The sequence below is a fragment of the Corynebacterium sp. MSK158 genome, from assembly GCF_030229085.1.
GTDB lineage: Bacteria > Actinomycetota > Actinomycetes > Mycobacteriales > Mycobacteriaceae > Corynebacterium.
Genome location: NZ_JASPHJ010000018.1, coordinates 13088 through 31310, shown reverse-complemented (window position 1 = coordinate 31310; position 18223 = coordinate 13088). Strand labels below are relative to the sequence as shown.

General features: G+C 58.3%; 16 protein-coding genes. 7 read left to right on the top strand and 9 right to left on the bottom strand.

What is annotated here, in order from left to right; translation table 11 throughout:
- The first annotated feature begins 246 nt into the window (after window positions 1–246).
- Entirely contained in the window at window positions 247–1437 is a 1191-nt protein-coding gene (locus QP915_RS10995; RefSeq protein ID WP_284769358.1) for an IS1249 family transposase, read from the top strand.
- A gap of 141 nt (window positions 1438–1578) precedes the next feature.
- Here the strand turns inward: QP915_RS10995 and QP915_RS10990 are convergent, their stop codons facing one another.
- A complete protein-coding gene (locus QP915_RS10990; RefSeq protein WP_284769354.1) occupies window positions 1579–1866 on the bottom strand; it encodes a hypothetical protein in 288 nt (95 codons plus the stop codon).
- 355 nt (window positions 1867–2221) lie between these two features.
- Entirely contained in the window at window positions 2222–3082 is an 861-nt protein-coding gene (locus QP915_RS10985) for a peptidylprolyl isomerase (RefSeq protein WP_284769353.1), read from the bottom strand.
- Between the two features lie 143 nt (window positions 3083–3225).
- On the opposite strand from QP915_RS10985, the gene tpx reads away from it, so the two are divergent.
- The 3 genes from tpx (at window position 3226) to hisS (ending at window position 5737) form a co-directional block, all read left to right on the top strand.
- Complete coding sequence (gene tpx, locus QP915_RS10980; RefSeq protein ID WP_239277628.1) at window positions 3226–3723, top strand: thiol peroxidase; 498 nt, start codon at window positions 3226–3228, stop codon at window positions 3721–3723.
- A gap of 83 nt (window positions 3724–3806) precedes the next feature.
- Window positions 3807–4442, top strand: coding sequence for an MBL fold metallo-hydrolase (locus QP915_RS10975; protein WP_284769357.1), 636 nt, complete (start codon window positions 3807–3809; stop codon window positions 4440–4442).
- A gap of 5 nt (window positions 4443–4447) precedes the next feature.
- Window positions 4448–5737 (top strand): histidine--tRNA ligase, encoded by a 1290-nt coding sequence (gene hisS / locus QP915_RS10970; RefSeq protein ID WP_284769352.1) that lies wholly within the window; start codon window positions 4448–4450, stop codon window positions 5735–5737.
- Window positions 5738–5764: 27 nt separating this feature from the next.
- Here the strand turns inward: hisS and QP915_RS10965 are convergent, their stop codons facing one another.
- The 7 genes from QP915_RS10965 to ypfJ all read right to left on the bottom strand — a co-directional run bounded on the left by QP915_RS10965 (window position 5765) and on the right by ypfJ (window position 13354).
- The gene (locus QP915_RS10965; RefSeq protein ID WP_284769351.1) at window positions 5765–6340 is read right to left on the bottom strand and encodes a TetR/AcrR family transcriptional regulator; all 576 of its coding nucleotides are present in this window, start codon (window positions 6338–6340) and stop codon (window positions 5765–5767) included.
- Between the two features lie 10 nt (window positions 6341–6350).
- A complete protein-coding gene (locus QP915_RS10960) occupies window positions 6351–7760 on the bottom strand; it encodes an L-serine ammonia-lyase (protein ID WP_284769350.1) in 1410 nt (469 codons plus the stop codon).
- A 173-nt stretch (window positions 7761–7933) separates the two neighbouring features.
- Entirely contained in the window at window positions 7934–8593 is a 660-nt protein-coding gene (locus tag QP915_RS10955; protein WP_284769349.1) for an FMN reductase, read from the bottom strand.
- Between the two features lie 2 nt (window positions 8594–8595).
- Window positions 8596–9708, bottom strand: a complete 1113-nt coding sequence (locus QP915_RS10950; RefSeq protein WP_284769348.1) for an LLM class flavin-dependent oxidoreductase — start codon at window positions 9706–9708, stop codon at window positions 8596–8598.
- A 75-nt stretch (window positions 9709–9783) separates the two neighbouring features.
- Window positions 9784–10506 (bottom strand): CBS domain-containing protein, encoded by a 723-nt coding sequence (locus QP915_RS10945; protein WP_284769347.1) that lies wholly within the window; start codon window positions 10504–10506, stop codon window positions 9784–9786.
- Between the two features lie 142 nt (window positions 10507–10648).
- On the bottom strand, window positions 10649–12235 hold the full coding sequence (locus tag QP915_RS10940; protein ID WP_284769356.1) for an inorganic phosphate transporter: 1587 nt from the start codon (window positions 12233–12235) through the stop codon (window positions 10649–10651).
- A 240-nt stretch (window positions 12236–12475) separates the two neighbouring features.
- Window positions 12476–13354, bottom strand: a complete 879-nt coding sequence (gene ypfJ, locus QP915_RS10935) for a KPN_02809 family neutral zinc metallopeptidase (RefSeq protein WP_284769346.1) — start codon at window positions 13352–13354, stop codon at window positions 12476–12478.
- A 245-nt stretch (window positions 13355–13599) separates the two neighbouring features.
- Between ypfJ and aspS the strand changes: the two genes are divergently transcribed.
- From aspS to QP915_RS10920, 3 genes are all read left to right on the top strand, one after another.
- On the top strand, window positions 13600–15432 hold the full coding sequence (gene aspS / locus QP915_RS10930) for an aspartate--tRNA ligase (protein ID WP_284769345.1): 1833 nt from the start codon (window positions 13600–13602) through the stop codon (window positions 15430–15432).
- Window positions 15433–15554: 122 nt separating this feature from the next.
- Window positions 15555–16769, top strand: a complete 1215-nt coding sequence (locus QP915_RS10925) for a phosphotransferase (RefSeq protein WP_284769344.1) — start codon at window positions 15555–15557, stop codon at window positions 16767–16769.
- A gap of 43 nt (window positions 16770–16812) precedes the next feature.
- A complete protein-coding gene (locus QP915_RS10920) occupies window positions 16813–18204 on the top strand; it encodes a replication-associated recombination protein A (RefSeq protein ID WP_284769343.1) in 1392 nt (463 codons plus the stop codon).
- The last annotated feature ends 19 nt before the right edge of the window (window positions 18205–18223 follow it).

Genomic DNA, 18223 nt, shown 5'->3' with positions numbered 1-18223 from the left:
GAACTACGTGTATGCATACAACTGCTCCCCACTAGTAGGTAACTGATTTCTCAGTCCAACTAATGGGGAGCAGTTCACCCTTTGGGGTTAAGTAGCAAAAAGTGTGTCTGAGTTACAGCGATCTTGCTGCTCATTCTGGGTAAATCGGGCGGATATAAGGTCTTGATGCTTATATCCGCCCGTTTCGTGTTCAATCCATCGGAATGGCACCCCCATGTGCTAGTCGGGGGTTGGTGTGCTTTCCGGGTGAGTAGAAACAGACCACGATGCCCGGTATGTACTGGGCAAATGAAGAAAAACGGAACCACATCCAAAGGTACAACCAGGTGGCGGTGCAAAGACCCGAACTGCGGCAGCTCCACGACACGAACCCGCACCGACCGCACGCAGGCCCGCAACTTTAAAGCCTTCGTCTCCTATGCCACCTCCACAGCAACGTTGTCTGAACTCGCCGGGCAACAAAGGGTGAGTCGTTGGACACTTGATCGCCGATTCGAATCGTTTTGGCTCATCGACATCCCCAACGACGGTGCCCCACAGCGCGTCTACGATCAGATCTTCATCGACGGCACCTACACCGCGGCTGGTTGCCTGCTTGTGGCAGCCAGCCGCGACCACGTCATTGCATGGCACTGGACCAAACACGAAACCGTCCGCGCATACACGCAGCTACTTCGCAAAATCGCCGAGCCGCTCTGCGTCGTCCTCGACGGCGGACAAGGCGCACTCACCGCGATTAAAGCCTGCTGGCCAAACGCAATGATCCAGCGTTGCCTCGTCCATGCGCAACGCGTCATCCGCCGCTACACCACCTCGCGTCCGCGTACCGACGCCGGCAAAGCCATCTACGCACTGGCGTTGAAACTAACCCATGTCACCACGCTCGACCAGGCACGGGAGTGGACGCTGCGTCTGCACGACTTCGGTCAGGTATTCAAAACATTCCTCAACGAGAAAACACCCGTGCTAAAAGAGCGCCGAACACTCAATAAGCAGTGGGAATGGACTCACCTGCGGGTACGCAAAGCCTACAACTCACTGCTGCACCTATCGCGCAACAATTGGCTGTTTACCTACCTGCAGCCACCACCGAATGCGCTTGATCCTAAACGCTGGGCTTCAACGACAAACAGTCTTGAAGGCGGCATCAACGCCCAGCTCAAACGCATCGCCGATGCACACCGAGGCAGGTCTGGGGAACGCCAACGAAAAATGCTCGAGTGGTACCTCCACACCAAAAAGCAACTGCCTGACGATCCGCTAAATATCGCCAGGCAGTGCAATTTTGGCCAAGATCAACTCGCCAAAGTCAACGATCTTGCCGAAGAAGACCACAACAAAGCCGACCAAGAAACAGGACGACCAGCCTTCTACGACAACGCTATCCCAACCGAGTACGAACACTCGATAGGAATCAGAAAAGGCCCCATGAAGTAACTAACCGTGTACCCGCCCGCGACACGCCGAACGGACACACATTCTGCTACTTAACCCTCCCTTTGCCCAAGAGCACACGAAAAAGCCGCCGCCTTCCACTAAGGAAAGCAGCGGCTTAAGAATCGCTATGAAGCGGTGACCTTACTTGGTGCCGAAAGGCAGGTCGAGGTACTTGTTAGCGAAAGCAAACAGGGTGCCCAGAGCGCCGATAACAGCGGTGACAACACCGATCCAAGCCTGGATCTCCTTTGGATCAGCGTCCTTGAGGGAGGAGCCCTGCTCGGCCGGCTCAGCTGGCTTGGTGGTGGTCGGCTTAGCGGTAGTGGACTGGGTGGTCGACTCAGCAGCGGTAGCTACAGTGGTGCCAGCGAAGGTCATGGACAGAGCGGTTGCGCCAGCAACGAGTGCCTTGCGGGAGAAAAGCTTCATTTTTGATTCCTAACAAGCTTGGTGTGTTGAAAGACGTTTCAAATACTAGACAGGCTGACAGGCTTCCGCAACAGTATTGGCAGGTTTTCGCTTATGTGCTGAACTAGCTGAAAGTCCGCTGTGTTCTGGGTGTTTACTACTGTGGCTCTTGTGATCTGGGGGGATTTTAGTGTTCTCGTGTTTCTGCAGCTTAACCCCCATAATCGGGCTCAGCTTAATTTAAGGAAAGGAGAAGCCCCGGTGCTTTCATCCACGGAATGTGTGGTGAATGGCCGGGGCTTTGCGCCCGCCCCCGTTAGGGGGTGTGGGCGGTGGGGTTAAAGGGAGGCGTCGTCAAGCAGGGCTTTTCTGTGGCCTAAGCCTTGACGGTTGCCTTCTTAATCTTGACTTCCTTGGCCGGCTTGCCATCTGGCTGGCCGCCTTCGACGCCGTTCTTGGCAATCTTATCCATCGTCTTCATGCCCTTGTCGGTGATGGTGGCGAAGTAGGTGTAGCTCGGGGCCAGTTCAGAATCGTCGTAGTTGAGGAAGAACTGGGAACCATTGGTGTCTGGGCCACTGTTGGCCATGGCGACGGAGCCGCGCGGGTAGACAACGGGGTTCTGTGCGTCCTTTTCCTCCACCTCGTCGGTGGGGTACTCATCAGCGAAGCTAAAGCCGGGACCGCCGGAACCGGAACCGGTTGGGTCGCCGCACTGCAGCACGTTGAGCCCACCCGAGGTCATGCGGTGGCAAACGGTGTCGTCGTAGTAGCCCGACTTGGCTAGCTCAGAAATAGCATTGGTGGTACACGGCGCCTTGGCGCGGTCCATTTCCATCTCAATGGTGCCCTGATTGGTCTCAAAGGAAACGGTGACGGTGCCCTTGGTGGAAATATCCTTGCCGTTCGGCTTCTTCGCGCCGTTGGACTCTTGACCGTTGTCCTCATACTTACAGGTCACGGTATCCGGTAGGGCCTTGGCGCGCTTGTCAGCGATGGGTTGCGCCTGTGGCGTTTCTTGCGAGGTCTCAGCTGCGGAAGATTCCTCAGCCTGTACGTTTTCATCGTCGCCTTCGCGGGTAGACAAGAAGTAGATGCCGCCGACGAGGGCGAGGATTACTACGAGGGAGGCGGCAACAACGCCTAGCGGACGTGCCTTTTGCTTGCGTTCGCGGGATTTTAGCTCGCGCTCGAGCTTGCTCAGCGCCTCTTCGCCGCGCTTTTGATTATTTGGCACCGGGAGTCAACCTTTCTAGCGATTTTCGGTGGCATGATTCAACCTGACCGAGTTTAGCGGTTCCCTACAGCTGAGAATGCGTTGGCATGGAAAATAGAGCAAGTTAATAGCTTTTAGGCCAAATCATAAGTACGCTGGCACCTGTGGTTGAACCAGATTTTACCGATCCGCCAACGCCCACCGTTGGTGAACTTCCCGCAGTGGGAGATCCGCTGCCCGAATTTGAACTCATCGGTACCGACCTGCGTCAGATTACCAATGAGACTTTTGCGGGCACGCGCCTTATTATTTCCATCTTGCCCTCTATTGAAACCCCTGCCTGCCAGGAGCAGCTGCGCCGCTTCCATGAGCAGGTGGCGCATCTAGGCAACACTAAGCTTCTTTCCGTTTCTCTTGATTTGCCTTTTACTCTCAAGCGTTTTTGCGCAGCTGATGGCATTGATGATGTCATCGCCGCCTCCGCATTTCGCTCTGACTTTGGTGAGAAGTTCGGCGTGACCGTGCGTGATTCCGTCCTGGAAGGCCTGCTTGCCCGCTCCGTGCTGGTGGCTGATGAAGACCACAAGGTCATCCACACTCAAATGGTACCGGGCGTTGTTACCCAGCTTGATTATGACAAGGTGTGGGACATTTTGCGTTAAGCCGTTCGGTGCTGCCGGCCTCTGCTCATCAAGAAGATGGGGGAGGCCGGCTCCTTTTTATGGAGACAGCTAGGGTAGTGGGTATGGAAATCTTCGGTTTTACTGCCGGTCCGTTTCAGACCAATACTTATGTGATTGCGGAAGGCCGCCGCGCCTTCATTGTGGATCCCGGCATGGATGCGATGGAAAAAGTCCTCGAGCATGACTTGGACTATGAGGCAATCGTGCTCACACACGGCCATATTGACCACACCCGGGACGCTGGGTCTTTGGCAGAAAAGCTCGACATCCCTGTTTATATCCACCCTGCTGACAGGTTTATGCTCGATAGCGGCGAAGGAGTGTCGCCCCAGGCCCAGGAGCTTTTCGACGCCGCCCATATGACCCCCATCGATGACCTTCGCGAGCTCCATGATGGCGAAACCCTGGAACTTCTTGGTCATACCTTTGCTCTCAAACACGCGCCTGGGCATTCGCCGGGATGCGTGATGATTGTTTCCGAGGACTTTGCTCTAACAGGTGACGTGCTTTTCGCCGGGGCCCTTGGGCGCACCGACCTACCTCACTCGGACCCAAAAGCCATGCAGAAGTCGCTTGCTGGCCCAGTATGGAGCCTGCCAGATAACCTCGACATTCTTCCCGGCCACGGGCCTGCCACCACAATGCGTAAGGAGAGGGCGACCAATCCCTTCTTCGCTACATTGAGGGAGGTACTGTAATACCCGTGAGTAATAAGAAGCAGTTCCAAGCCCTGTCCGCCCCCAAAGGTGTCCCAGACTATTTCCCACCGCAGTCGGCCGCATTCTATAAGGTGCGCCAGACCATGGTGGAGCAGGCACATCTCTCCGGCTTCCAGCACATTGAGCTGCCCATTTTCGAAGACACCGCCCTCTTTGCCCGTGGCGTAGGCGAGTCCACCGACGTGGTGTCTAAGGAGATGTACACCTTTGCGGATCGCGGCGACCGCTCCGTTACTTTGCGCCCAGAGGGTACCGCCGGCGTGATGCGCTCGGTCATCGAGCACAACCTGGACCGTGGCCAGCTGCCCGTGAAGCTCAACTATTTTGGTCCGTTCTTCCGCTATGAGCGCCCCCAGGCTGGCCGCTACCGCCAGCTACAGCAGGTCGGTGTGGAAGCTATTGGCGTGGACGATCCTGCGCTTGACGCCGAGGTCATCGCTTTGGCGGATCGTTCCTTCCGAGCGCTGGGGCTTAGCGGCTTCCGCCTTGAGCTCACCAGCTTGGGCGATCGCAACTGCCGCCCAGCTTACCGCGAGAAGCTGCAGGAATTCCTGTTTAAGCTCGACTTGGATGAAGAGACCCGCCACCGTGCAGAGATTAATCCTTTGCGCGTGCTGGATGACAAGCGCCCAGAGGTCCAAGAGCAGCTTGCCGACGCCCCCTTGATGCTCGACCACCTCAATGACGAATGCCGCGAGCACTTCGAAACCGTTACCGGCATGCTGGACGATATGGGCGTAGCTTACGAGATTAATCCCCGTATGGTCCGCGGTTTGGACTACTACACCAAGACCTGCTTCGAGTTCGTTCATGACGGACTCGGCGCGCAGTCCGGCATCGGCGGCGGTGGCCGCTACGACGGACTGATGGCTCAGTTAGGCGGCCAAGACCTATCTGGTATCGGCTACGGTCTGGGAGTCGACCGTGCCCTGCTGGCGCTGGAGGCTGAGGGCATCACCCTCGATGGTGTGGAGTCCCGCGTGGACGTCTTTGGCGTTGCACTGGGTACTGCTGCCAAGCGCACCATGACCACCCTGATCAATGACCTCCGCAAGGCTGGAATCTCTGCGGATATGTCCTTTGGAGACCGTGGCCTGAAGGGCGCGATGAAGGGCGCCGACCGCGCCGGTGCACGCTTCGCGCTGGTCTTGGGCGAGCAGGAGCTAGAAAATGGCACGGTTGCACTCAAGGACCTTGCCGCCCATGAGCAGCACGACGTAAAGGTTTCGGACCTAGTGTCCGTACTTGCTCGGGAAATGAACGGCGAGGCCTAAATTTCCTTTAGCCGGTGGGCATCGCGCTTAGGCGCGGTGCCCACTTTTTATGCCCGCCAGAAAGAGGTCAATGATCTTTTCTTGAATATCCGGCTGGTAGGCATCGATATCAACCTCGCGGGGTCGTGCCAGGCTCAACAGTCCCACAATGAATTCGAGGTGGGTGACGCCGGGGCCAATCTCGCCTTGCTCTTGGCCCAGCTCAATAAACCGTCGGCCGTTGCGCTCTAGGAGATCGCGCTGGGCATTCAGCTCGGGGCTCAGAGAGTCCAAATCCTGCGGGACGAACGCTGGAATAAGGGTGTTCAGTCCCATGGTCAGGATATGAGTGGCGTAGGTCCGGACGTAGTCTTGCCCAGAATGGGTGGAGTCCTCAAAGTCCGCGATGAGGCGCTGTTGAAACTTGGCAAAGGCATTACCCATATATTCCGCGCACGCGCGGATAAGGCTCGCGCGGTTGGGGAAGTTGCGGTAGACCGTAGCCACGCTTACGCCAGCCTGCGTAGCCACTTCTTCCAAAGCAACATCATCGCCGTGGGTACGAAAGAGCTGGCAGGCCGCAGCGATAATGGCGGTGCGGCGGTGAAGGGCATCTGCGCGCATGGAGTCCCTTTTAGCACTCCACCTGCGAAACGCTAAAGCCCATGGTCTTGGCCAATCCGCCCAGGGAGGTTTCCTTGTACTTGGAGAGCATATCGCGGCCGGTTTCAGCCATGGTTTGTACCGCATTATCCAAGGTGACGTGGTGAGTGCCCTCTCCCATTTTGGCCATGCGCGCGGCGTTGATGGACTTTACCGCGCCGATGGCGTTGCGCTCGATGCACGGAATCTGCACCAATCCGCCCACTGGGTCGCAGGTGAGGCCCAAATTATGCTCCAAAGCGATTTCCGCGGCGTTTTCCACCTGCGCCGGGGCTGCTCCCAGCAGCTCTGCCATGCCTGCGGCGGCCATAGCGGAGGCGGAGCCCACCTCGCCTTGGCAGCCAACCTCGGCTCCGGAGATGGACGCGTTTTCCTTGATAATCATGCCGATGGCACCGGCGGTCAATAGGTACCGACGGGCAGTGGAACGGGTGAAGTCTGCGCGGAAATCGCGCGCATAATGCAGTACTGCTGGAATGATGCCGCATGCGCCGTTGGTAGGTGCAGTAATGACGCGGCCACCGGCAGCGTTTTGCTCATTAACTGCTAGGGCGTACAGGTTTACCCACTCCATGGCGGAGAAACCGCAGCTGGTGTCGTCCTGGTTTTCTAGCAACTGGGCATACATCTTCGGGGCACGGCGTGCCACACGCAGGCCACCTGGAAGAAGCCCCTTGGTGGAAATACCCTCAGTCACGCATTCACGCATGATGTCCCAGACTAAATCAAGGTGGCGCAGAACGTATTCCGCTCCGCCTTCATCGCGGTGCAAGGCTTCCTCGTTGGCAAGTACGATCTCCCAAATTGCTTTGTCATGAGCCTCGCAGAGGTTGAGCAATTCTTCGCCCGTGGTGAACTCATAGGGAACGGAGTCATCTACTTGGGCGGCGGCTACGCCGGCGGGGACCTCATGGCTTTCGGCGACTTCCGCATCGAGCTCGGCGCGGGAGAGGATAAAGCCGCCGCCGACAGAGAAGTACTCTTCCTTTTCTGCGAGGAGGTTGCCGCTGTCATCCCAGGCGCTAAAAATCATGCCATTTGGGTGCTGGGGCAGCGGTTCGTTATCAAAGACGATCTCATAGTCCACCGTGCCCCGGGGGCCAGAAATAGTTCCCTCGCTAGGGATAAAGCCGCCCGCGTGAGGTTCGGCGTCGATAGGCACGCTCAGCGGATCCCAGCCGGCGAGCCCAAGGATGACGGCGCGATCGGAAGCGTGGCCACGGCCGGTGGCGGAAAGCGATCCGCGCAACTCCGTATAGACCTTAGCTGGGTGTTTCTCTAGTGAATCGAGGAATTGCTTAGCCGCGCGCATGGGCCCGACGGTGTGCGAGGAAGAAGGGCCAATGCCGATGGAGAAGATGTCCGTGACGCTAATTGTCATAGTTAAGCTGTGCCGAACCTTTCTGAAGGGATAGCTGTTGGGCGCATGTGCTGTGCCGCTATTGCGGTCACAGCCGAAACCGAAGAGTAGAGGCAGATTTTATGTGACCAGGGTAGCGAAAGTCACACCTTCTATCAATCGCCGTCTATGCGTAGCACTGCTCGCGTTTTGGCTTAGCTGTCATACCCATTAAGGAGCTTGTCAAGGGGGATGAAGTTCTCCTTTGCCAACCGAACGGTGGAGCGGCCTCCCAACCCGGTCAGGTCACCGGCAATTCCAGGCACCCTGTCTCGAGGGGCAACCATCTGGTCAGCCAGCTGGATGGCAGAGCGCTCAATCCGGGAGGCGATGCGTTCTCCCTCCGGAGTGCCTAAGTCTTCTGTGGCCTGAAATACGCCAGTTGGCACGATGTTGGCGTGGAGTTGGTTAAATAGCGGGCGGAGCGCGTAGTCCAAAATGAGGGCATGGCGCGAAGAACCAGCCGTAGCTGCAATGATGGTGGGTAGGTTATCAAGTGCATGGGGCTGCAAGGTGTCAAAGAACATCTTGAAAAGGCCCGAATAGCTGCCTTGGAATACCGGGGTGACGGCGATGAGTCCATCGGCATCGGCAACTTGCTGCTTGGCTCTAGCCAAAAGCGGTGTGTGCGCAGTCTGATCGGTCATGGCGGTAGCTAGTTCGAAAGCGAGATCGCGGACCTCAATGACGTCGATGTGGACTCCTTCACCGCGCGCGGAGATTTTGGCGCGGGTGGCTTCTGCGAGCATGTCCGCCAGCCTGCGAGAGGATGACGGCTGCGAAAGACCAGCTGAGATAACGAGGAGGGAGCGCATAACTAGTTCTCCTTTCCTGGGCTGACCTGAAGGTGTGAAGGATGAGGCGCAGAAAGCAAGCTTGCGTGCGTCGGCGGGTCAGAAGGCACGTGGCTCGGGCGGCGCTGCGCAAAGCGGCGTCGCAGCTCGGGAACAACCTGCGTGCCGAGGATTTCTATCTGCTGGAGAACTACCTCTTGGGGCAGTCCGGCGTGATCGATGAGGAATAGCTGGCGTTGGTAGTCACCGGCCCAGTCAGCGAAGCTGAGGGTCTTTTCAATTACTTGTTCTACGGTGCCGATGGTCAGTGGAGTCTGCGCCGTGAAGTCCTCGAGGCTTGGCCCGTGGCCGTAGACTGGGGCGTTGTCGAAGTAGGGGCGGAAGAAGTCTTTAGCTTCTTGTTCGGTTTCGCCAATGAAGACTTGGCCGCCAAGTCCGATGATTGCTTGGTCCGCTTGACCATGGCCATAGGTTTCAAAGCGACGGCGGTAGAGGTCTACCATCTGGGCGGTGTGTTCCTTATTCCAGAAGATATTGTTGTGGAAGAAGCCATCGCCGTAGTATGCGGCTTGTTCAGCGATTTGCGGTGAACGAATGGAGCCGTGCCAGACAAAGGGCGGAATTCCATCCAGCGGTGCCGGAGTAGCGGTAAACCCTTCTAATCCCGCACGGAACTTTCCTTGCCAGTTAACGACGGGCTCGCGCCACAGCCTGCGCAGCAGGTGATAGTTCTCAATCGCCAAAGGAATACCCTGCTGGATGTCTTTGCCGAACCAGGGATAGACCGGGCCGGTATTTCCGCGGCCGAGCATGAGGTCTACGCGGCCGTCAGCAAGGTGCTGCAAAAATGCATAGTCCTCTGCGATCTTTACAGGGTCATTGGTAGTAATCAGCGTGGTTGCAGTAGATAGCTGCAAGCGTTTTGTTTGCGCCGCGATATAGGCCAAGTGCGTTGTAGGAGAGGACGGCACGAAAGGTGGGTTGTGGTGTTCGCCGGTGGCAAAGACATCAAGGCCAACCTCTTCGGCTTTCAACGCAATCTCCGTCAAGTTGCGGATGCGCTCAGCCTCAGTGGGGGTCTTTCCTGAGATGGGGTCAGTAGTTAAATCCCCGATAGTGAAGATGCCGAATTGCATGGTTGCCTTTCTATGCGGTGCATAGGAGTAAAGATAGACGCAGTGCCGACTGCGGGAAAGCCGACTGCGGGAGAATTATTCCCATTCTAGGGCATCAAAAAGTGCCGGTAGATCGGCCGGTGCAACGAGGCGCAGGGGCCTCTCAGTGACCTTGCCGTGTTCCGTGATGACCGCTGCGCACGGGCGATGTCCTTGGTTGTCGGTTTCTGAAAGGGCGTCCACCGTTTCCTGCACGCTTACTGTGCGGGCAAGAAAGATAGCGCGATCACTGGGTTCTTTGTATTCCACAATGTCCGCGATGTCCGCGGCATCGAGCACGTGATTATCGCTGAGGTCTCTGGCTACCCATCGAGCGATAGTGTTGGTGGTGAGCAAAGCGGTGAAGCGGCCCTCATCATAGATGGGGATTTGGGAGAAGTCCTTATCTTTTATGACGTTAAATGCCTCCATGATTGATGTGGCAGATGTCAAGGTAAATACCTTTTGTGGCTGCAAAACGTGGAGTGCGTCGGGTGGGGAAACCACTATGTCTCGGAGGGCGGAGATTTGCTTGACCACTGCTTCGTGCGGTTCAGCGATGGGCTCTGATTTGTAGTAACGCCCGTGGGCAATGGCATTGCGAAGGTTAGAAAAATCTTTCAGTGCCTCGGCTTGCTTGCCAGAAAGCATGTGTTTGTCTCGTGCCTTGTCTACTATCCACCAAAAGGAATCTGAGTTCTCAGCGTTGAGAGCCGAGCGCAAGTGTTGTTCTATGTCGTTGAATGCGGCCAGGAATGCAGTAGCTCGGTGCGCGGTCATATGGGCCAGTGTAGAGAAGGGGGCGTCGCCAAGCAGGGCGGTAGTCCAAGCCACCCAATGGAAAATCCGCTAGCCCCGGCTCGATGGCCGGTGCGGCTAGCGGATGAAAGGGGTGCCGAGGATATGCGGCGCTGAGCTAGCCCTAGAAGACTACGCGCAGCACAGACACGGTAATGGCAGCGATGACTGCCGCGGCGGGCAGGGTGATGACCCACGCCAAAGCGATAGGCTTCATCAGGTTCCAATTAGCTGCCTTGTTGACAATGCCTACGCCTAGCACGGCGCCGATGAGGATGTGGGTGGAAGAAACCGGCAGGCCGAGGATCGATGAACCCATCACCACAGCGGCGGCGGCAAGCTCAGCAGCGAAGCCGGAGGAAGGATGCATTTGGGTGAGGCCTGAGCCTACGGTCTGAATTACGAAGCGGCCGATGAACCACAGGCCAGAAATCAGGGCGATGCCCATGGCAATCATGACAGCAACGGGCACGGCAGCTTCATCGCTTACTCGGCCCGTCTTGAGGACGTCAATAACCGCGGCGAAGGGGCCAATAGCATTGGCAATGTCGTTGGAACCGTGGGAGAAGGCGAAGGCCGAAGCGGTAAATACCTGCATCCAAGAAAAGAGAAGAAAGGTGGACTTAGCCAGCGACTTCTTCTTCAGGGAGCGGGCGAAAATGAAGACGGCCATCCATACCACTGCGCCGACCATGCCCATAACCAACAGGTTCTGAAGGACGCTGAAATCGAGTCCGGTGTGCTTCAGTCCCTTGAACATCACCATGGCGGAAATGATGATGGCACCGATGGCGGCTAGTACCGGTACCCAGCTTTCCAGGGCGCGGTGAGCCTTGACATCATCCATGTCCTTGTTGAGGTTATACAGATCGCGGTAGTACTCAGATTCCAGCTGATCCGGATCAAAGTCTTCTTCTGCCACCAAGGCGGCGTCCCGGGCCATGGCGTTGGTGTAGCTGATTTGCTGGATTTCATTGAGGCGAGCAAAGCGAGTCTTGTGCTCTTGGCGCAGTTCCGCGCGGCGGGTCTTGATTTCGCGCAGCTTCTGGTCTGCTTCCTCGTTGTAGACCAAGATTGAGGTCTTAATCCATTTGAACAGGATGAACGCGGCGAGACCGCCGAGGACAGGGGAGAGCACCCACGAGATGGCAATGGTGCCAATTCCGCCCCACTGCACCATGCCCCAGCCGCCCTTGCCGGTGATGAAGCCGACGGTGAGCGCGGCGCCGACGATGCCGCCGACGATGGAGTGGGTGGTAGACACCGGCCAGCCCATACGGGTGGCAACGAGGAGCCAGATGGCCGCACCCAAGAGGGACGCCATCATGATGTAGACGAACTCCATGGGGTCTAGCCCATCAATGGCGTCAAGGTCGACGATGCCGGAACGCACGGTATCGGTGACTTCGCCGCCGGCGAGGATGGCGCCAGAGACCTCGAAGATGGCGGCGACAACGAGTGCCTGCTTCATGGACAGCGTTCCGGCACCTACGGAGGTGCCGAAGGAGTTGGCAACGTCATTGCCACCAATATTGAAGGCCATGAAAAGGGCGAAGAGAATGGCGGTGCCAAGGAGAATGGGCTTAGAGCCATCGACGTAGTCGTGGCCCCAGATCATAAAACCGATGAGGGTAACGGCGGTAAGGCCGCCAAAGATGGCGTGCCAAATCCAGTCGTTGCCCTTGCCATTGACGGCCTCAATGTCCGGCATCTGGGTGGTAGGGGTAGACACAGGAAGAACCTTTCAGGAAAGCGTGCACGAGAGGTATGGCCGCGCTTCTCAGCGTGGCGAAAAGGATTCTCAAAGGAAATTCTTATGTAGAGAATGCACGCTTAGACTAAAGGCCCTAGGTGTCGGGAAAGTGAACTCAAGATGTGGAGTTCGTGAAAGCAATGTGGCTATTTGTGAACATAATGGCCGCCGCTCTCGGTGGCGGCCACGTTGTGCGTATTAGCCGCGGTAGGCGCCGCGCTCAAGGGTGTCGCACTGGGACATTTTGCCAGAGTTATATCCGGCAAGGAATGCCTTCTCACGCTGCTCGGAGGAACCATGCGTCCAGGAGTCGGGCTGGACCTGGCCGCCGGAGCGGCGCTGGATATTGTCATCGCCCACCGCCTGGGCGGCCGCGACCGCGTCTGAGACCTGTTCCTTAGTAATTGGCTCGAGCAAGGGGTTATCGCCCTTGTCGGCGTAGGAAGCCCACAGGCCTGCGTAGCAGTCAGCCTGGAGCTCGATCTTCACCGCGTTGGAATCTGCGCCTGGGTCGTTATAGTCCGACAGGCCGAGGGTGCCCTCAAGGTTTTGAATGTGGTGGCCGAACTCGTGCGCCACGATGTACATGCGGGCCAAAGGGGCATTATCCGCGCCGAAGTTGCGCAGGGAATCAAAGAATGCGGTGTCGAAATAAGCGGACTCATCGCGCGGGCAGTAGAAAGGTCCAGTAGAGGAAGAGGCCGCGCCACAACCGGTATTAACGCCGCCGTGGAAGACCACGCGCTCCGGCTCGGTGTATTGGATATCTGCCTGTTCCGGCAAGACCTTTGACCAGACGTTGTCTACGCTGCGACCGGTGAACTCTACGAGGCATTCATCCTTGGTGTTGCCATCTTCTGCAGTTTCACATTCGGGGCTTTCGCCCTGTGCAGCGCCGTCGGATTGGGTCTGCTCGCTGCCCAGAATTGCGCCCAAGTCTGAGGGGTTGCCGCCCATGAGGAGGAAGAGGCCTACGAGAACAATCGAGCCGATGCCACCGCCAATGGCGATGCCACCGCCGCCGCCACCCGAACGCGCTTCCTTGCCGCCGAAATCGGCACCTGATCTAAAAGTCATGCCTAAATAGTGCCACATGGTCCCCTCATACACAGGATGAAGATTGTTGCAAAGAGGCTGAAGGAGGGGAAACGGTGGTTCTTCTGCGACCTTCGGGATTAGCTTGCGTCCACCTAACTGCGCTCCGCGTACTGGTAGGGATGTAGAATTGTGCGCGTTCCTAGTCTTGTGCTTGGTTTGGCGCGCGCTGTTTACGCGTGGCGGGACCCGCAAGTGACACAATTTTCAGAAGGGATTGAACAACAGTGCTGCGTACCCACTTAGCAGGTGAGCTCCGCAAAGAACTCGCAGGAGAGACCGTCACCCTAACCGGTTGGGTTTCCCGCCGCCGCGATCACGGTGGTGTGATCTTCATTGACCTGCGCGATCGCTCCGGCATTGCCCAGGTTGTCTTCCGTGAATCTGACGTGGCGGAGCGCGCCCACGACCTGCGTTCCGAATACTGCGTTAAGGTCACCGGTACCGTGGAGCCTCGCCCAGAAGGCTCGGAAAACCCCAACCTGCCGTCCGGTGAGATTGAGGTTAATGTCGCGGATCTTGAGGTTCTGAATAAGTCCGCAGCGCTGCCATTCCAGATTGATGATCCTTCTACCTCGGGTGAGGTAGGCGAGGAGACTCGTCTGAAGTACCGCTACCTGGACCTGCGCCGCGAGCGCCAGGCAAAGGCACTGCGCCTTCGTTCTGCTGCCAACCGCGCGGCCCGCAAGGTGCTGGATTCTCATGACTTTGCTGAGATCGAGACTCCAACCTTGACCCGTTCCACCCCGGAGGGTGCACGCGACTTCCTGGTACCAGCGCGTTTGAAGCCAGGCACCTGGTATGCACTGCCGCAGTCCCCGCAGCTTTTCAAGCAGCTGCTCATGGTCTCCGGCATGGAGCGCTACTACCAAATCGCGCGTTGCTACCGCGATGAGGACTTCCGCGCTGACCGCCAGCCGGAGTTTACCCAGTTGGACGTGGAGATGTCCTTCGTAGACCAGGACGATGTCATCGCCTTGGCGGAAGAGATTGTCACCGAGCTGTGGAAGCTCATCGGCTACGAGATCAAGACTCCAATCCCGCGCATGACCTACGCCGACGCGATGAAGTACTACGGTTCCGATAAGCCGGACCTGCGCTTTGACATCAAGATTGTGGAGTGCACCGAGTTCTTCAAGGACACCACTTTCCGCGTCTTCCAGAACGAATACGTCGGCGCCGTGGTCATGGAAGGCGGTGCTTCTCAGCCACGCCGTCAGTTCGATGCTTGGCAGGATTGGGCAAAGCAGCGTGGAGCCAAGGGTCTGGCCTACATCACCGTGGGCGAGGACGGCACCTTGGGCGGTCCGGTAGCTAAGAACATTACTGACGCCGAGCGCGAGGGCATTGCAGAGCACGTCGGCGCTAAGCCGGGCGACGCTATCTTCTTTGCCGCCGGTGACACCAAGTCTTCCCGTGCCCTGTTGGGCGCTGCACGTGGCGAGATTGCAAAGAAGCTGGACCTTATTAAGGAAGGCGACTGGGCCTTTACCTGGGTTGTAGACGCTCCGCTCTTTGAGCCTTCCGCTGATGCGACCGCTTCTGGTGACGTCGCGCTGGGCCACTCCAAGTGGACCGCGGTTCACCACGCCTTTACCTCCCCGAAGCCGGAGTACCTGGACAACTTTGACCAGAACCCGGGCGAGGCGCTGGCGTACGCCTATGACATTGTCTGCAACGGCAACGAGATTGGCGGCGGCTCCATCCGTATTCACCAGCAGGACGTGCAGAAGCGCGTCTTTGACGTCATGGGAATCGGTGACGAGGAGGCTCAGGAGAAGTTCGGCTTCCTGCTCGATGCTTTCCAGTACGGCGCCCCACCACACGGCGGCATCGCCTTCGGCTGGGACCGCATCGTCTCCCTGTTGGGCGGCTTCGACTCCATCCGCGACGTCATTGCGTTCCCGAAGTCGGGCGGCGGCGTGGATCCGCTTACCGACGCCCCGGCGGCAATCCCTGCCGCACAGCGTAAGGAGACCGGCGTAGACTACAAGCCGGAAAAGAAGAAGGAACAGGACAAGGCCGGTTCCACTACGGAAGAAACCGCTGAGGAGAAGTAGACCGGGAGCTTAAACCTCGGCCTTTCAGGCGCACCGTGCGGGGCACATCGTAGTCCGCGGCAATTTCGCTGCGGGCGAACTTGTGACCCCGCTTTGGTGTGAGGGGCATACTGGATAGAACTATGGTTGATAACGAAGCTGTGCTGTCACCCGAGGACGTCATCAAAGCCGCCTCGGAGATGCTGTCGCGCCGTTTTGGTGGCACCCCGGAGATGTCGAGCGTGGAGCGCTTGGATGGTTCCGGCAATGCAATGGTTCTGCGCGCCAGGATCGCCCCTGGAGCCTTCCTGCCGCACCGCTCGGTAGTTATTAAGTACAACCCGGTCACCGGCTATGGCGTCGATGATGCCGCGATGCTGCGCGAGGTGGTGGCTTATCAGTTCACCACCGCGTTATCTGAGGACGTGCGCCCGGGGCCCGTACTTCTTGCCCACGATCTGGAGCAGCGCATTATCGTGTTGACGGACTTGGGCGAGGGCGAAACGCTTGCCGACGTCCTCGTACAGTCCACCGATGCCGACCGCGTGCGGGTGCTGCGCTCCCTGGGCAGCGCGCTGGGCCACATGCACGCTGGAACCGCGGGCCATGAGCAAGATTATGAAACCTTGCTCACTAGGATGCTGCGCAAGAACCCGGACTTGGCCCCGCACCAGTCCGTGCGCGATGAGGCGCTGGAGCGCTCCATTGGCATCGGCCTCGACTTGCTGGATAAGGCCGGGCTTGAAGCACCGGCAAGCTTCCGGGATCTTGCGGGTCAAGCCGCACGCTCCCTAGCATCCGGCAAAGACCGGGCCTTTACTCCCTTTGACCTTTCGCCGGATAACATTATTGTGTCCCAGCGCCTGCACTTCTTGGACTATGAATGGGCAGGATTCCGCAATGTTGGCTTCGACGTAGCCTGCGTTATCGCCGGATTCCCACAGTTCCTCTTCTCCAAGCCGATTACGGACGAAGAGGCAGACATCTTCATTTCTGCCTGGTCCCGTGCCGTATCTGAGGTGTGGCCGCTATTTTCCAATGCGGAAGAAATCCACGGCCTTATCGTGGCGTCGCTCATTGGCTGGGCGCTATCGAGCGTGACCACGATGCACGCCGGCGGCATCGAAGGGCTGGTTGCCTTAGCCAGGGGTGAAGCCGAGGTCGTTCACGATCCGCAGCGCTCCATTTTGCGTCCGGCCGATCACGGACCGTTCACTGAAGATGAAATGCTCGTGCGCCGCGACCTCTATGAAACCTTTGAGGCGCTATCCCGATATGCCGCGCGCTGCGATGGCCCCGCCTGCGCGCCCATTGCGGAATTTGGCAGCGCCATTGCGCGCCGCCTGGATGACGAATAGACAATCGCGATGTGCCCGCACCCTTATAGGAGGTAGCTTTCCAGTGTCTCAAGACTCATTATTTGGCGGGCCCACTCCGGACCGCAGCGCGTCGCCGCTGCCCGGGAAGAACCTTTTCGCCACCCACGCCGGGTCGCCACTGGCGGCGCGGATGCGTCCCCAAAACCTAGATGAAGTGGTCGGACAAGACCACCTTCTGGCTCCCGGCAAGCCATTACGCCGCCTCGTGGAAGGCTCAGGGGAGGCCTCTGTCATCTTGTACGGGCCGCCGGGCACCGGCAAGACCACCATTGCCTCGCTCATCGCTAGCCAAATGGGGCAGAACTTCGTGGGCCTCTCCGCCCTCGATTCGGGCGTCAAGCAGGTCCGCGAGGTCATCACCCACGCTCGGCAAGAACTCATTCATGGTCGGCGCACGGTGCTGTTCATCGATGAGGTGCATCGGTTTTCCAAGACCCAGCAGGACGCGCTCCTCGCAGCCGTGGAAAACCGCACGGTACTGCTCGTCGCGGCAACCACGGAAAACCCTTCCTTCTCCGTCGTCGCGCCGCTTCTATCTCGCTCGCTGCTGTTGCAGCTGCATTCGCTAAGCGACGATGACTTAAGGGGCGTCGCCAAGCGCGCGCTCGAAAGCGACCGTGGACTAGGCGAGCGCAAGATTCGGATTACCGACGAAGCCTTGGAGCAGTTGGTACTCCTCGCCGGCGGTGATGCGCGGCGCACGCTGACCTATCTCGAGGCCGCGGCCGAGGCGGTTGACGATGGTGGGGAGATTACCCCACAAACGGTCACGGACAACGTCAATAAGGCAGTGGTGCGCTATGACCGCGACGGCGACCAACACTATGACGTGGTTTCCGCGTTCATTAAGTCCATTCGCGGCTCAGATGTGGATGCGGCGCTGCATTATCTCGCCCGCATGGTAGAAGCCGGGGAGGACCCGCGCTTTATTGCCCGGCGGCTCATTGTGCACGCCTCCGAGGACATTGGCATGGCCGATCCCACCGCGCTCCAAGTGGCCGTGGCGGCGGCCGAGGCCGCTCAGCTCATTGGCATGCCAGAAGCCCGAATCCCGCTCGCGCAAGCCACCATTCACCTGGCCACCGCGCCCAAGTCTCCCTCGGTCATTTCTGCCATCACGCAGGCGCAAGCCGATGTAGCCGCCGGCAAGGTGGGCCACGTGCCACCGCACCTGCGTGATGGGCACTATGAGGGCGCCAAGCGGATGGGAAATGCCGTGGGCTATGTCTACCCCCACGATGATGCCCGCGGCGTAGTAGAGCAGCAGTACCTGCCCGATGAGCTGGAGGGTTCGGTTTACTATGAGCCCACCGATCACGGGGCTGAGAAGCGTGTTTATGACTATATAGGCCGCTTGCGCAGCATTATTCGTGGCAAGCGTGGCCCCGGCAAAAACGCGCGCCGGCCTCGCTGATCCCCACCGATGGGAAATC

What these genes read in the sequence shown, in the direction of transcription:
- QP915_RS10965 (WP_284769351.1), bottom strand. Translation starts at nt 6,340, where the DNA reads ATGCGCGCAGATGCCCTTCACCGCCGCACCGCCATTATCGCTGCGGCC.
- QP915_RS10925 (WP_284769344.1), top strand. Translation starts at nt 15,555, where the DNA reads ATGGTTGATAACGAAGCTGTGCTGTCACCCGAGGACGTCATCAAAGCC.
- QP915_RS10975 (WP_284769357.1), top strand. Translation starts at nt 3,807, where the DNA reads ATGGAAATCTTCGGTTTTACTGCCGGTCCGTTTCAGACCAATACTTAT.
- QP915_RS10940 (WP_284769356.1), bottom strand. Translation starts at nt 12,235, where the DNA reads ATGCCGGACATTGAGGCCGTCAATGGCAAGGGCAACGACTGGATTTGG.
- ypfJ (WP_284769346.1), bottom strand. Translation starts at nt 13,354, where the DNA reads ATGACTTTTAGATCAGGTGCCGATTTCGGCGGCAAGGAAGCGCGTTCG.
- QP915_RS10990 (WP_284769354.1), bottom strand. Translation starts at nt 1,866, where the DNA reads ATGAAGCTTTTCTCCCGCAAGGCACTCGTTGCTGGCGCAACCGCTCTG.
- QP915_RS10945 (WP_284769347.1), bottom strand. Translation starts at nt 10,506, where the DNA reads ATGACCGCGCACCGAGCTACTGCATTCCTGGCCGCATTCAACGACATA.
- QP915_RS10950 (WP_284769348.1), bottom strand. Translation starts at nt 9,708, where the DNA reads ATGCAATTCGGCATCTTCACTATCGGGGATTTAACTACTGACCCCATC.
- QP915_RS10960 (WP_284769350.1), bottom strand. Translation starts at nt 7,760, where the DNA reads ATGACAATTAGCGTCACGGACATCTTCTCCATCGGCATTGGCCCTTCT.
- QP915_RS10955 (WP_284769349.1), bottom strand. Translation starts at nt 8,593, where the DNA reads ATGCGCTCCCTCCTCGTTATCTCAGCTGGTCTTTCGCAGCCGTCATCC.